The 13,651-nt window shown below is 71.9% G+C and carries 13 protein-coding genes; 7 read left to right on the forward strand and 6 right to left on the reverse strand.

Translation table 11 applies throughout. The features are described from left to right. The 3 genes from sucB to NMQ01_RS06480 form a co-directional block, all read right to left on the reverse strand. Complete coding sequence (gene sucB, locus NMQ01_RS06470) at nt 1-1,866, reverse strand: 2-oxoglutarate dehydrogenase, E2 component, dihydrolipoamide succinyltransferase (RefSeq protein ID WP_255186041.1); 1,866 nt, start codon at nt 1,864-1,866, stop codon at nt 1-3. Between the two features lie 120 nt (nt 1,867-1,986). After that, nucleotides 1,987-3,381, reverse strand: coding sequence for a dihydrolipoyl dehydrogenase (gene lpdA / locus NMQ01_RS06475; protein WP_255186042.1), 1,395 nt, complete (start codon nt 3,379-3,381; stop codon nt 1,987-1,989). Nucleotides 3,382-3,519: 138 nt separating this feature from the next. After that, the gene (locus NMQ01_RS06480; RefSeq protein WP_255186043.1) at nt 3,520-5,007 is read right to left on the reverse strand and encodes a leucyl aminopeptidase; all 1,488 of its coding nucleotides are present in this window, start codon (nt 5,005-5,007) and stop codon (nt 3,520-3,522) included. A gap of 83 nt (nt 5,008-5,090) precedes the next feature. On the opposite strand from NMQ01_RS06480, the gene gcvT reads away from it, so the two are divergent. Together gcvT and NMQ01_RS06490 are read left to right on the forward strand one after the other, a co-directional pair. Further along, nucleotides 5,091-6,203, forward strand: coding sequence for a glycine cleavage system aminomethyltransferase GcvT (gcvT, locus tag NMQ01_RS06485; protein ID WP_255186044.1), 1,113 nt, complete (start codon nt 5,091-5,093; stop codon nt 6,201-6,203). Next, the gene (locus tag NMQ01_RS06490) at nt 6,200-6,406 is read left to right on the forward strand and encodes a hypothetical protein (protein WP_255186045.1); all 207 of its coding nucleotides are present in this window, start codon (nt 6,200-6,202) and stop codon (nt 6,404-6,406) included. The genes gcvT and NMQ01_RS06490 overlap by 4 nt, the downstream gene beginning before the upstream one ends. Nucleotides 6,407-6,474: 68 nt before the next feature. Here the strand turns inward: NMQ01_RS06490 and NMQ01_RS06495 are convergent, their stop codons facing one another. Then, the gene (locus NMQ01_RS06495; protein WP_255186046.1) at nt 6,475-7,047 is read right to left on the reverse strand and encodes a DUF3043 domain-containing protein; all 573 of its coding nucleotides are present in this window, start codon (nt 7,045-7,047) and stop codon (nt 6,475-6,477) included. A 65-nt stretch (nt 7,048-7,112) separates the two neighbouring features. Between NMQ01_RS06495 and NMQ01_RS06500 the strand changes: the two genes are divergently transcribed. The 5 genes from NMQ01_RS06500 to NMQ01_RS06520 all read left to right on the forward strand — a co-directional run bounded on the left by NMQ01_RS06500 (nt 7,113) and on the right by NMQ01_RS06520 (nt 11,602). Beyond that, entirely contained in the window at nt 7,113-8,477 is a 1,365-nt protein-coding gene (locus NMQ01_RS06500) for a dipeptidase (protein WP_255186047.1), read from the forward strand. A 12-nt stretch (nt 8,478-8,489) separates the two neighbouring features. Next, a complete protein-coding gene (locus tag NMQ01_RS06505; protein WP_255186048.1) occupies nt 8,490-9,095 on the forward strand; it encodes a hypothetical protein in 606 nt (201 codons plus the stop codon). Between the two features lie 4 nt (nt 9,096-9,099). Next, on the forward strand, nt 9,100-9,603 hold the full coding sequence (locus NMQ01_RS06510) for an O-acetyl-ADP-ribose deacetylase (protein WP_255186049.1): 504 nt from the start codon (nt 9,100-9,102) through the stop codon (nt 9,601-9,603). Between the two features lie 22 nt (nt 9,604-9,625). After that, on the forward strand, nt 9,626-10,666 hold the full coding sequence (locus NMQ01_RS06515) for a glutathione S-transferase family protein (protein ID WP_255186050.1): 1,041 nt from the start codon (nt 9,626-9,628) through the stop codon (nt 10,664-10,666). Nucleotides 10,667-10,747: 81 nt separating this feature from the next. Then, nucleotides 10,748-11,602, forward strand: a complete 855-nt coding sequence (locus tag NMQ01_RS06520) for a phosphatidylinositol-specific phospholipase C/glycerophosphodiester phosphodiesterase family protein (RefSeq protein WP_255186051.1) — start codon at nt 10,748-10,750, stop codon at nt 11,600-11,602. Nucleotides 11,603-11,726: 124 nt separating this feature from the next. Here NMQ01_RS06520 and NMQ01_RS06525 read toward each other — a convergent pair whose 3' ends face one another. After that, nucleotides 11,727-12,368, reverse strand: coding sequence for a maleylpyruvate isomerase family mycothiol-dependent enzyme (locus NMQ01_RS06525; protein ID WP_255186052.1), 642 nt, complete (start codon nt 12,366-12,368; stop codon nt 11,727-11,729). Nucleotides 12,369-12,407: 39 nt separating this feature from the next. After that, entirely contained in the window at nt 12,408-13,619 is a 1,212-nt protein-coding gene (nadA, locus tag NMQ01_RS06530; RefSeq protein ID WP_255186053.1) for a quinolinate synthase NadA, read from the reverse strand. Nucleotides 13,620-13,651 lie beyond the last annotated feature (32 nt).

A 13,651-nucleotide genomic window follows, 5' to 3' on the forward strand; every position in this document is an offset into this window, starting at 1 on the left:
TCAGGCCTCGAAGCGGCCTTCCTCCAGACGGGCCTTGACGGTCCCGAGGAAGCGGGCCGCGTCGGCGCCGTCGACCACGCGGTGGTCGTAGCTGAGCGCGAGGTACATCATCGACCGGATCGCCAGCGTCTCGCCGCCGTCGTCGGTCGTGATGACGACGGGACGGCGCACGATGGCGCCGGTGCCGAGCATCGCGACCTGCGGCTGGTTGAGGATCGGGGTGTCGAAGAGCGCACCCCGGCTGCCGGTGTTGGTGATGGTGAAGGTCCCGCCCGACAGGTCGTCCGGCGTGATCTTGTTGTTGCGAGTGCGGTCGGCGACGTCGGCGATCGCCCGGGCGAGACCGGCGACGTTGAGGTCACCGGCGTTCTTGACGACCGGCGTGAGCAGGCCGCGCTCGGTGTCGACCGCGATCGAGAGGTTCTCCTGACCGTGGTAGACGATCTCCTCGCCCTCGACGCTGGCGTTGATGCCCGGGTGCGCCTTGAGCGCCTCGGCGGTGGCCAGGGCGATGAAGGGCAGGAAGGACAGCTTCGTGCCCTCGCGGTTGGCGAAGTCGGCCTTGGCGGCGTCGCGGACGCGGGCCACCTTGGTCATGTCGACCTCGACGACCGTCGTCAGCTGGGCGGAGACCTGCAGCGACTCGACCATCCGCTGGGCGATGACCTTGCGCAGGCGGGTCATCTTCTCGCGGGTGCCGCGCTTGGACTGCGGGACATTGGACTCCAGACCGGCCGGGACGCCCGCGGGGGCAGCCGCAGCGGGAGCAGCAGCCGGAGCGGCGGCGGCCGGGGCGGCAGCCTCCTGCGGCTGGTTCTTCGCCTTGGCGGCGTCGAGCACGTCCTGCTTGCGGATCCGACCACCGATGCCGGTGCCCTGGACCTGCGAGAGGTCGATGCCGTTGTCGGCGGCGAGCTTGCGCACGAGAGGCGTGACGTAGGCGGCGGCGTCGCCACCGGACGCAGCCGGAGCCTCCGCCTTGGGGGCCTCCGCCTTCGGGGCCTCGGCCTTGGGGGCCTCCTGCTTCGGCTCCTCCTTGGGTGCCTCCGCCTTGGGCTCCTCCTTCGGAGCCTCCTGCTTGGGCTCCTCGGCCTTCGGCTCCTCCTTGGGGGCCTCCTGCTTGGGCTCCTCGGCCTTCGGCTCCTCCTTGGGGGCCTCCTGCTTCGGCTCCTCGGCCTTGGGCTCCTCGGCGGGCGCGGCGGCGCCGCCACCGGAGCCACCGACGATCGCCAGATCGGCGCCGACCTCGACCGTCTCGTCCTCCTGGACGAGGATCTTGGTCAGCGTGCCCGCGACGGGGGAGGGGATCTCGGTGTCGACCTTGTCGGTCGAGACCTCGAGCAGCGGCTCGTCGACCTCGACGGTGTCGCCCTCGGCCTTCAGCCAGCGGGAGACGGTGCCCTCGGTGACGGACTCGCCCAGGGCCGGCATGGCCACGGTCGTACCGTCGCCGGAGTCGCTCGACGAGCTCTCGGCCGCGGGGGCCTCGGCCGGGGTCTCGGCGGCGGGAGCCTCCTCAGACTCCGCTGCCGGGGCCTCCTCGGCAGCCGGCTCCTCGGCGGCAGGCTCCTCGGCGGGAGCCTCCTCCTGCGCGGAGTCGTCGCCGGAGTCGGAGGCCGCAGGGGCGTCGCCGTCCCCGATGACGGCGAGGTCGGCTCCGACCTCGACGGTCTCGTCCTCCTCGACGAGGATCTCCTGGATCGTGCCCGCGACAGGCGACGGGATCTCGGTGTCGACCTTGTCGGTCGAGACCTCGAGCAGCGGCTCGTCGACCTCGACCGTGTCGCCCACGTTCTTGAGCCATCGCGTCACGGTGCCCTCGGTCACGGACTCACCCAGTGCCGGCATGGCAACCCGCTCAGACATGCGCCTCTGCTCCTTCTATCGAGATGGGATACGTCACAGACTCTCACGAGTCTGCGGGGTCTTGTCCACGGGGCCCACGTCGTGTCCCGTGGAGATCTGCAGGTGCCGCCCTCGTCCGGCTCAGGCGTGCGCGTGCAGGGGCCGGCCGGCGGCGAGCATGGCCGCCTCGCCCAGGGCCTCACCCTGCGACGGGTGGGCGTGCACGAGCGGGGCGACGTCCTCGGGGTGGGCCTCCCAGCCGACGACGAGCTGCGCCTCGCTGATCAGCTCGCTGACGCCGAGTCCGACCATGTGGACCCCGAGGACGGGGCCGTCCTTCTCGCGGACGAGCGTCACCGAGCCCGTCGTGCCCCGGATGATGCTGCGGCCGTTGCCGCCCAAGGGATAGGTGACGACCTCGACGTCGTGACCGGCCCCCTTCGCCGCATCCGTCGACAGCCCGACGGAGGCGATCTCGGGGTCGCAGTAGGTGACCTTGGGGATCGTCACGTCGTCGACCGGTCGCGGGTCGAGCCCGGCGAGGTCCTCGGCGACGAAGATCCCGTGGGCGAAGCCGCGGTGGGCCAGCTGGAGGCCGGGCACGAGGTCACCGACCGCGCGCACGCCCTCGACATTCGTGCGCAGCCGCTCGTCGGTCGGGACGAACCCGCGGTCGACGGCGACACCCGCCTCCTCGAAGCCGAGACCCTCGCTGCGCGGACCGCGCCCGACGGCGACGAGCACGAGGTCGACCTCGAGCTGGTCGCCGCCCTCGAGGTGCACGACGGCGCGCTGCTCGTCGGCCTCGACGGAGGCGACCCGGGTGGCGGTGCGTGAGGTGATGCCGCGCTTCTTGAACTCGCGCGTCAGGTGCTTGGAGATCGACGGCTCCTCGGCCGCGACGATCCGGTCGAGCGCCTCGACGACCGTCACCTCGGCGCCGAAGCTGCGCAGCATCGAGGCGAACTCGACGCCGATGACGCCGCCGCCGAGGACCGCGACCCGCTGCGGGATCGTCTCGAGGTTCATCGCCTGGTCGCTCGTCATGACGCGCGGCCCGAGCTCGACGCCGGGGATGGTGCGCGCGTACGAACCCGTCGCCAGCACAACGGTCTTCGCGCTGACGCGGGTGGTGCCCCCTTCGCCCTCGACCTCGACGGTGCCGGCGTCGACAAGGCGACCGCGGCCGCTGACGACCTCGATGCCCGCCTGGCCGATGAGGCCGGTCAGGCCCTTGTGGAGCTGCCCGATGACCTTGTCCTTGCGGGCGTGCAGGGCCGTGGTGTCGATGCCCTCGAAGCTCGTGAGCACCCCGTGGGCGGCACCGGCCCGCGCGCCGTCGGCGAGCTCGGCCGCGTGGAGGAGCGCCTTGGTCGGGATGCACCCGCGGTGCAGGCAGGTCCCGCCGATCTTGTCCTCCTCGACGAGCGCGACCTTCATGCCCAGCTGCGCTGCCCGCAGCGCGCAGGCATATCCGCCGCTGCCGGCTCCGAGGACGACGAGGTCGAAGGGGGTCGAGGTCGCGGGGTCTGCCACGAGATGCTCCTTTGCACGGGATGTGTCCGGGGTCACGGACCGGCCCCAGCGTAAGGGGTTCTCGGCGTCAGGTGCCCAATCGAAGAAGAAGCGCCCGGTCGACCGGGCGCTTCTTCTTCGAATGGATCTGCGTGGGTGTCAGTCGAGGTTGGCGATGTGCTCCAGGAGGGTGCCGACGGCGACGCCGGTGCCGCCCTTGGGCAGGTGGCCGGTGGCGCCGCCCTCGTTGAAGGAGGGGCCGGCGATGTCGAGGTGGGCCCAGGGGATCTGCTCGCCGTCGGCGTCCTTGGCGAACTCCTGCAGGAACAGGCCCGCAGTCAGGGCGCCGCCCATGCGGTCGCCCTTGTGGGCGATGTCGGCGGTGGCGGAGTCGAGGCCGGCGCGCAGGGCTGTGGGCAGGGGGAGCGGCCAGCTCGGCTCGTCGGCGCGGTCGGCGGCCTCGGTGATCGCCGTGCGCAGCTCTTCGTCGTTGCCCATGACACCGAAGATGTGCGGGCCGAGGGCGACGACGCAGGCGCCGGTGAGGGTGGCGACGTCGAGGATCTGGTCGGGACCCGACTCGGCGGCCAGGGCCATGCCGTCGGCGAGGACCATGCGGCCCTCGGCGTCGGTGTCGAGGATCTCGACGGTCATGCCGTTGCGCATCGTGACGACGTCGCCGGGGCGCTGGGCATTGCCGCCCGGCATGTTCTCCGCGAGGCAGAGGTAGCCGGTCACAGCGACGTCGAGCTCGAGCTCGGCCGCGGCGACGACCGTGGCCGCGACGGCGGCGGCACCGGCCATGTCGGACTTCATCGTCGCCATGCTGGCGGAGGGCTTGATGCACACGCCGCCGGTGTCGAAGGTGATGCCCTTGCCGACGAGCGCGACGTGCGACTTCTTGCCGCGGGGGCTGTAGCTGAGGGTGACGATGCGCGGCGGGCGGCTGCTGCCCTGGCCGACGCCGACGATGCCGCCGAAGCCGCCCTCGAGCAGGGCCTTGTCGTCGAGGACCTCGACCTTGAGCTTGCCGGAGGAGGCCTTGGCCACCTGCTGCACCTGCTCGGTGAAGGACTGCGGGTAGAGCAGGTTGGGCGCGGTGTTGACGAGGTCGCGGGCCCACGCGACGTTGCGCGCGATCGTCGCGGCGGTCTCGAGGACCTCCTTGGGCGCGGCCTTGCGGTCGAGGGAGGAGAAGACGGTGATCTCCTGCTCGTCCTGCTCCGCGGGCGCGGACTTGTGCGCGGTGAAGGTGTAGGCGCCGGCGAGGGCACCCTCGCCGATGGCGGCCAGGTCGGCGTCGTCCTCGTGGGGGAGGGCGATGGCGACGGATCCGGTGCCCGCGGCGCGGACGGCGGCGCCCGCGGCACGACGAAGGGAGTCGGTCCCCCCTTCGCCCGGCTCCTCACCGAGGCCCACGAGCACGACCTTGGCGGCCTTGAGGCCCGGGACGGCCGGCAGGCTCGTCGTGGCGCCGACCTTGGTGCTGGCCTCGAGGGCAGGCAGAACCGTGGCCAGGTGCTCGACGGCGGACTTCGGCAGATCCGCGCTCGCGGTGGCGGTCGGCTCGGAGCCGGTGACACCCAGGACGAGGGTGCGGCCGGACCAGGCGGCGAGGGAACGGGAACCGAGGATCAGCTGGGCCACGTGAGTGGGACCTTTCGCGCGGGGAAACGGTGGATGTACCACGCGCAGGCTATCCCGTATGGCGAGACGGTAGCGTCTGGGGCATGACCGCCAGCGATGCCCTGCGCACCTCACCGATCCATGAGCGCCACGTCGCGCTCGACGCCAAGATGGCCGACTTCGGCGGCTGGGAGATGCCGATCGAGTACCCCGGCGGCGGCGTCGTCGCCGAGCACACGGCCGTGCGCGAGCGGGTCGGGCTCTTCGACGTCAGCCACCTCGGCAAGGCCCGCGTCGCCGGCACCGGCGCCGCCGAGCTGGTCAACTCGACGCTGACCAACGACCTCGGCCGGATCAGCCCCGGCAAGGCGCAGTACACGTTGTGCTGCAACGAGTCCGGTGGCGTCGTCGACGACCTCATCGCCTACCTGCGCGGCGACGACGACGTCTTCCTCATCCCCAATGCCGCCAACACCGCGACCGTCGTCGAGATGCTGCGCGAGGCCGCGCCCGAGGGCGTCGAGGTCACCGACCTGCACGAGGACTACGTCGTCCTCGCGGTCCAGGGGCCCAGGAGCGACGAGGTGCTCACCTCGATGGGCCTGCCCGTCGACCACGACTACATGTCCTTCGACGACGCCGTGTGGGAGGGCCACGACATCACCGTCTGCCGCACCGGCTACACCGGCGAGCGCGGCTACGAGCTCGTCGCCCCGGCCGCCGCCGGCCTGCAGCTGTGGGACGCGATCATCGCGGCGATGGCTCCCTTCGACGGCCTGCCGTGCGGTCTCGGTGCCCGCGACACCCTGCGCACCGAGATGGGCTACCCGCTGCACGGCAACGACCTGTCGCCCGAGATCACCCCGGTCATGGCGCGCTCGGCGTGGGCCGTCGGCTGGGACAAGGAGACCTTCTGGGGCAAGGACGCGCTCGTCGCGCAGCGGGTCGCGAAGTCGGGCCCGCTCCTGCGCGGCCTGCTCGTCACCGGCCGCGGCATCCCGCGCAGCCACTGCGCCGTCAAGACCGCAGACGGCACCGAGGTCGGCGAGGTCACCTCGGGCACCTTCAGCCCGACGCTCAAGCAGGGCATCGCCCTGGCGCTGCTCGACCGGTCGGTCGGCGAGGGCGACGAGGTCGTCATCGACGTGCGCGGGCGTGAGGTCGCCGCCACGGTGACCAAGCCGCCCTTCGTCGAGGTGCAGGTGAGGCAGGCATGAGCGAGGCCTACCGCTGGCGCTTCGAGGACACCTCGGGGCAGCCCCTGCCGAGCGAGCACTCGGTGCCCTTCCCGACCCAGGCCGACGCCGAGGCGTGGTTCGCCGAGTCGTGGGAGGACCTCGCCGACGCGGGCGTGGCCCAGGTGAGCCTGCTGCGCGAGGCGGAGGTCGTCTACGGGCCGATGCCGCTGTCGGCCGGCTGACAGCCGCCACCAACAGCTGAGGGGCCGCACCCGATCCGGGTGCGGCCCTCAGCTCGTCGCCGGAGCGGTCAGAGCGTGTCGCCGCGCTCGACCATCGGCTTGGGCATGCGCGTGCGGCGCATCTGGAAGGCGCGCATCGCGAGGTACATGGCCAGACCACGCAGGTTGGTGTCGGCGCCGAAGCGCTGGAGGAGCTTCGGCTTCGTGCGACGCCACAGCAGCCACACGTCGACGATCGCGATGAGGATGAGGACGTAGACGCCGAGGAAGACGTAGGTCGCCCACGTGCCGGCGAAGAGGCTGAGCACGAGCACCGCGAGCATGAGCGGCAGGAGCAGCTCGCCGAGGTTCCAGCGCACGTCGACGGCGTCGCGGACGAAGCGACGGACCGGGCCCTTGTCGCGCGGCGGCAGGTGGCGGTCGTCGCCGGTCACCATCGCCTCGCGCATCTTGCGCCCGTTCTCGCGGCGGGCCTCGCGGTCGGCGGCCTTCGCGCCCTTGCGGTCGGCCTGCACGAGGGGACGCTTGCGCGCGGCCTCCTGGTCGCGCCGCTTGGGCGTGGGCCGGTTCTTGGCGCCCTCGCGGTGGGGCCGCTCGTCCACGGGGGAGGCGGGCTGGTCGTCCTTCTTGCGTCCGAACACGAGGAGAACTCTAGGTGCACCGCGCCGGTGGGTCGGAGCGGGTCGTCCGCGATAGCGTCTGCCGCGTGACCGACACCACCCTCACCGCAGACCAGATCGAGACCCTGCGCGCCCGCGTGCGCGAGCTGATGCCGCAGGTGCGTGCCGACCTCGAGAACCTCACCCGGATCCCGAGCGTCAGCCTCGACTCCTTCGACCAGGCCCACGTGCAGGCCTCCGCCGAGCGCACCGCCGAGCTGCTGCGGGCGGAGGGCCTCGACGTGGAGATCGTGAGCGAAGGGGGCCGCCCCGCCGTCATCGGGCACGTCGACGGCCCCGAGGGCGCGCCGACCGTCCTGCTCTACGCGCACCACGACGTGCAGCCCCCCGGCGACCTCGCCGACTGGGACTCCGACCCCTTCGAGCCGGTCGAGCGCGATGGTCGCCTCTACGGCCGCGGCGCCGCCGACGACAAGGCAGGCGTCATGGCGCACGTCGCCGCGCTGCGCGCCCACTCGGGCAACCTGCCGGTCGGTGTGACGATCTTCGTCGAGGGCGAGGAGGAGATCGCCAGCGAGTCGCTGCCGCGGCTGCTCGAGCGTCATGGCGACCGCCTGACCTCTGATGCGATCGTCCTCGCGGACTCGCTCAACTGGGCCATCGGCACGCCCGCGCTCACGACGACCCTGCGCGGCTCCCTTCGCGCCGTCGTCACCGTGCGCACCCTCGACCACGGCGTGCACTCGGGCATGTTCGGCGGCGCCTGCCCCGACGCGATCACCTCGCTGTGCCGGCTCATGGCGACCCTGCACGACGACCAGGGCGATGTCGCGATCGAGGGGCTCGTGCACACCGACGCCCCCGAGATCGACTACGACGAGGCGCGGCTGCGTGAGGAGTCCGGCCTGCTCGACGCGACCGAGCTCATCGGCACGGGCTCGATCCCCTCGCGGCTGTGGACGAAGCCGGCGGCCGTCGTCATCGGCATCGACGCCCCCGCCGTCGACGAGGCGGGCAATGTCCTCGCCGCGTCCGCCCGGGCGAAGATCAACCTGCGGCTCAACCCGACCCAGGACCCGGCCGAGGCGTGGGAGGCGCTGCAGCGCCACCTGCAGGAGCACGCCCCGTGGGGTGCGACCGTCGAGGTCGAGCTCGACGAGCAGGGCTGGGGCTTCGCGGCCGATGCGCAGGGGCCGGTCTACGACCAGGCTCGGGCGGCCTTCGCCGACGCCTGGGGCACCGACCCGGTCGACGTGGGTATCGGCGGTTCCATCCCCTTCGTCCAGGCGTTCGCGGAGAAGTTCCCCGACGCCGCGATCCTCGTGACCGGCGTCGAGGACCCGGACACCCGCGCCCACGGGGCCAACGAGTCGCTGCACCTGGGCGAGTTCGAAAAGGTGTGCACCGCGGAGGCGCTGCTGCTGGCCCGCCTCGGCGCGATGCGCGGCTGACGAGGAGCTGACGTGCCCCAGAGCGCCGAGGAGATCTTCGAGCTGGCGAGGACGCGCACCGACGCGCCCTCGCTGGACTTCGTCGAGTGGCCCGCCTTCCCCTGGGTGGCCGATGGTGGTCGCGTGGTCGCCAAGGACCTGCTCCCACCGGCCGAGGCCGACCGCGTCCGCGACGGCGAAGGGGGCCGCGACTGCTGGCGCTGCGACCACCCCGACGAGGGGGTGGTCTGGAGCAACGAGCGCTGGGTGCTCTCGGCCGATCGCGAGGGGCGCGGCGGTCTGCTGGCGTTGTGGTTGCAGACCCGCGAGCACATGGACTTCGGCGACATGGACGAGGACCTCGCGGGGGAGTGGGGGCGGCTCGTGCACCGCCTGCACAACGCGATGCTCGCCCTGCCCAACGCCGGTCGCGTCCACCTTGGCAAGTGGGGCGACGGGAGTGCCCACCTGCACACCCTCGCGATGGTCCGGCCGGCGCGCCTGCCGCAGGTCATCGGCTCCTTCGCCGTCGAGTGGGACGACATCCTGCCGCCGGTGCCCGAGGAGGTCTGGCAGCGCGAGGTCGACGAGGTCGTCGCGGTGATGGGCACGCGCGACGGGGCGAGCGGAGGAGACTGAGGTCATGGTCCGGCTCCTCGCGGTGCACGGAGACATCACCGCCCAGCAGGTCGACGCGATCGTCAACGCCGCCAACTCCGCGATGCGCGGTGGCGGGGGTGTCGACGGTGCGATCCACCGCGCCGGCGGTCCGGCCGTCCTCGAGGACTGCATCGCCCGGTTCCCCGACGGCCTGGCCACAGGGGACGCCGGGTGGACGACGGCGGGGAACCTCCCTTCGCGCTGGGTGATCCACACGGTCGGGCCCAACCACGCTGTGGGACAACGCGATCGCTCGCTCCTCGTCTCCTGCTACCGACGCTGCCTCGAGGTCGCCGACGCGCTGGGAGCGCGCTCGGTCGCCTTCCCGCTCGTCAGCGCCGGCATCTACGGCTGGCCCAAGGACGACGCGATCGCTGCCGCCGTCGAGACGATCTCGGCGGCGGACACCGACGTGGTGGAGGCGCGGATCGTGGCCTTCGACGCGGCGGCGTACGAGCGGGTCGCCGCCGCTCTGGCTAAAAGTTAAAGATTCAACTAAGGTGGTCGACATGGCACAGGGCACATACGTCGAAAAGGACTTCACCCGCGACACCGCGTACATCGAGGACCGGATCACCTCGGACGGGTCGAGCGACTGGCCGGTCGAGCCGGGGCGCTACCGCCTCGTCGTCTCCCGGGCCTGCCCGTGGGCCAACCGCGCGATCATCGTGCGCCGCCTGCTCGGCCTCGAGGACGTCATCTCCATGGGCATCACGGGCCCGACGCACGACGCCGACTCGTGGACCTTCGACCTCGACGAGGGGCACCTCGACCCGGTGCTCGGCATCCCCCGGATCAAGGACGCCTACCTGGCGCGCTTCCCCGACTACTCGAAGGGGATCACCGTCCCCGCGATCGTCGACGTGCCCTCCGGCCAGGTCGTCACCAACAACTTCCCGCAGATCACCTTCGACCTGTCGACCCAGTGGCGCGAGCACCACCGCGAGGGGGCTCCCGACCTGTGGCCCGAGCACCTGCGCGAGGAGATGGCGCTCGTCAACAAGCGGCTCTACACCGAGGTCAACAACGGCGTCTACCGCTGCGGCTTCTCCGGCGACCAGGCCGCCTACGAGGCCGCGTACGAGCGGCTGTGGACCGCGATGGACTGGCTCGAGGAGCGGCTGTCGACCCGCCGCTACCTCATGGGTGAGCACATCACCGAGGCCGACGTGCGCCTCTTCACGACCCTGGCGCGCTTCGACCCCGTCTACCACGGCCACTTCAAGGCCAATCGCTCGAAGCTGTCGGAGATGCCGGTCCTGTGGGCCTACGCCCGCGACCTCTTCACGACGCCCGGCTTCGGCGACACGACCGACTTCGTGCACATCAAGAGCCACTACTACGAGGTCCACCGCGACATCAACCCGACCGGCATCGTCCCCGCAGGTCCCGACCTGTCGAACTGGCTGGAGCCGCACGGCCGCGAGGCCCTCGGCGGTTCCCCCTTCGCCCCTGGTGCCACGCCTCCCGGCCCGCCGAGCGAAGGGGAGCGCGTCCCGGTGGCGCACAACCCCCTGATCGACGAGACCGGGATGGTCCGCTCCGCCTGACGCCCCGGCCGCCGGCGCGCGTTGGCGCAGCATTCACCCCGTGGGCGCGCTCGCGACACCCGCGGCCGCGAGGGTGCGACCATGCACCCGATCTCCCGCACCCGCTCGGTGACCGCCACGACCGCAGCCCTGGCACTGGCCCTCGCCGCACTGGCCCAGCCCGCCGCAGCCGCACCGGCTCCCGTCGACCTCGGCACCCCGCTGCCGCAGGCCCATGCGCACAACGACTACGAGCACGAGCGCCCGCTTCTCGATGCCCTCGAGCACGGCTTCACCTCGGTCGAGGCCGACGTGTGGCTCGTCGACGGTGAGCTGCGGGTCAGCCACGACGCCGTGGGCCTCGCCGACGCGCCGACCCTCGAGGAGGCCTACCTCGACCCGCTGAGCGAGATCGCCTCGCGCGGCGGCCGGCAGATCTACCCGGGCTACGCAGGCGACGTCCAGCTGCTCATCGACATCAAGAGCGACGGGCAGTCGACCTGGCGTGCCGTCGAGGCCGAGCTCGCCGACCACGCGCAGATCTTCACCCGGGTCAAGAACGGCCTGGTCCACGACCGCGCCGTCGAGGCGGTCATCAGCGGCAACCGCCCGCGCGCCGAGATGGAGGCGGCCACGACGCGCTACTCCTTCTACGACGGGCGCTCCACCGACCTCGACTCGGGCACCGACGCCGCCCTCATGCCGCTCGTCAGCGAGAACTGGACGAAGCTCTTCACCTGGCAGGGCATCGGCGAGATGCCGCAGGTCGAGCGCGAGCGGCTGCACGCCTACGTCGCCAGCGCCCACCGTGACGGCTACCGGGTGCGCTTCTGGGCGACCAACGACATCGCCGGCGAGGCCCGCACCAACCTCTGGCGTGAGCTGCGGGCCGCGGGCGTCGACCACATCAACACCGACGACCTCGGTGGGCTGCAGGACTTCCTCACGCAGGAGTGAGTCCCTACGCGCGGGTACGGATACCACTTTTCCCGCCGAGACTCCGGCGAAGCCCGGAAACTCGCGATTTCACGCCGCGGCCATCCGACGAGAGATATCCGTACCCGCGAGTCACAAGCCCGTATCAGGCACCGAGCCGCTCGCGCACCGTCGCGGCTCCGTCCCCGCCGATCCGGTCGAGGTAGGCGCGTCTGCCCGACATCACCATGGCGAGCGCCTCTACGGTCCCCGTCACCGCGGGGCCGTCGCCGTGGGTCCAGTCGGAGTCGGTCGCCTCCCAGCGCAGGCCGTCGGGGAGGCCCTTGGTCGGCACGAAGGACTCGCGGCCTCGGGGGGAGACGATGATCTCCAGGGCCGACTGCCAGTGCTCCCGCGGCACGGTGACGTCGAGACCCTGCGGCTCGGCGAGGTCACGCAGGTGGATGCACGAGTCGGTGAAGGGGCCGGCCCAGCCGATGAACCAGGGCTTCGACCCGGTGCCGGCCGGGTGCCGCAGCTCCGCCGCCGTCTCCGCGAGCGGTCGGTCGCCGAGCCGGGCCGCGTGCACGTCGCAGGCCCGCGCCATCGAGCGGTGCCGCGCCGCGGTCAGCAGGAAGCGCCACGACGGCACGTGCACCGGCTGCAGCATGTGACCGGCGAGGGTGCGCACGTCCCAGTCGGTGCACAGCGTGGCGTCGTGCGCGTGGTCCTCGCCGAGGGAGTCGAGGACATCGGCGAAGAGCCGCCGGTTGTCGGCGGTCCGGGCGAGGAGCTGGGTGTCGTCCACGGGCCCAGCCTGCCAGCGCTGCGGCCGAAGGGGGGCGGCTCAGTCCTTCGACGTCTCGCCCGGCAGGGCGAGCATCTGGTCGAGCGCGACCTTGGCCCAGTGCGCGACGTCGGGGTCGACGGTGATCGGGTTGACCACGCGCCCCTCGACGAGGGACTCGAGCGCCCACACGAGGTGGGGCAGGTCGATGCGGTTCATCGTCGAGCAGTAGCAGACGTTCTTCTCGAGGAAGCTGATCTGCTGCTCGGGGAACTGCTGCGCCAGGCGCTGGACGAGGTTGAGCTCGGTGCCGACGACCCACTTCGTGCCCGCGGGGGCCTGGGAGACGACCTTGATGATCTTCTCGGTCGAGCCGACCTCGTCGGCGAGCTCGACGACCTCGTGGCGGCACTCGGGGTGGACGATGACCTTGACGTCCGGGATCTCGCGCCGCGCCGTCTCGACGGCGTCGACCGTGAAGCGCCCGTGCACCGAGCAGTGCCCGCGCCACAGGATCATCCGGGCGTCACGGATCTGCTCGACCGTCAGGCCACCCATCGGCAGGTGGGGGTTCCACACGACGCAGTCGTCGAGGTCGCGGCCGAGGTCGCGGGCCCAGGTGTTGCGGCCGAGGTGCTGGTCGGGCAGGAAGAGCACCTTGCCCCCGCCGTCGACCCCGCCGGTCTGGTCGAAGGCCCAGCCGAGGGCGGTCTGCGCGTTGGACGAGGTGCAGATCGTCCCGCCGTGGCGGCCGGTGAAGCCCTTGATCGCCGCCGAGGAGTTCATGTAGGTCACCGGGATCGTCACGTCGGCGACGCCCGCCTCGACGAGCTCGTCCCAGCACTCCTCGACCTGGTGCAGCGCGGCCATGTCGGCCATCGAGCAGCCGGCGGCGAGGTCGGGGAGCACGACGGTCTGCTCGTCGCTGGTGAGGATGTCGGCCGACTCCGCCATGAAGTGCACGCCGCAGAAGACGATGTAGGGCGCGTCGGGCCGGGCCGCGGCCTCCTTGGCCAGCTTGAAGGAGTCGCCCGTGGTGTCGGCGAAGTCGATGACCTCGTCACGCTGGTAGTGGTGCCCGAGGACGAAGACCCGGTCGCCCAGCGCCTCCTTGGCCGCTCGCGCCCGCGCGACGAGGTCGGGGTCGGAGGGCGCGGGCAGGTCGCCCGGGCACTCGACTCCCCGCTCGGAGTGCGGGTCGGTGCCCTGCCCGAGGACGAGCAGGGACAGGGGCTTGGGCGAGGACTGCGTCGGGGCGCTCACGGCAGGCATGATCCCACAGCGGCGTCGAGCCCCTCGGTAGA

Source organism: Janibacter sp. CX7, assembly GCF_024362365.1.
Lineage (GTDB): Bacteria > Actinomycetota > Actinomycetes > Actinomycetales > Dermatophilaceae > Janibacter.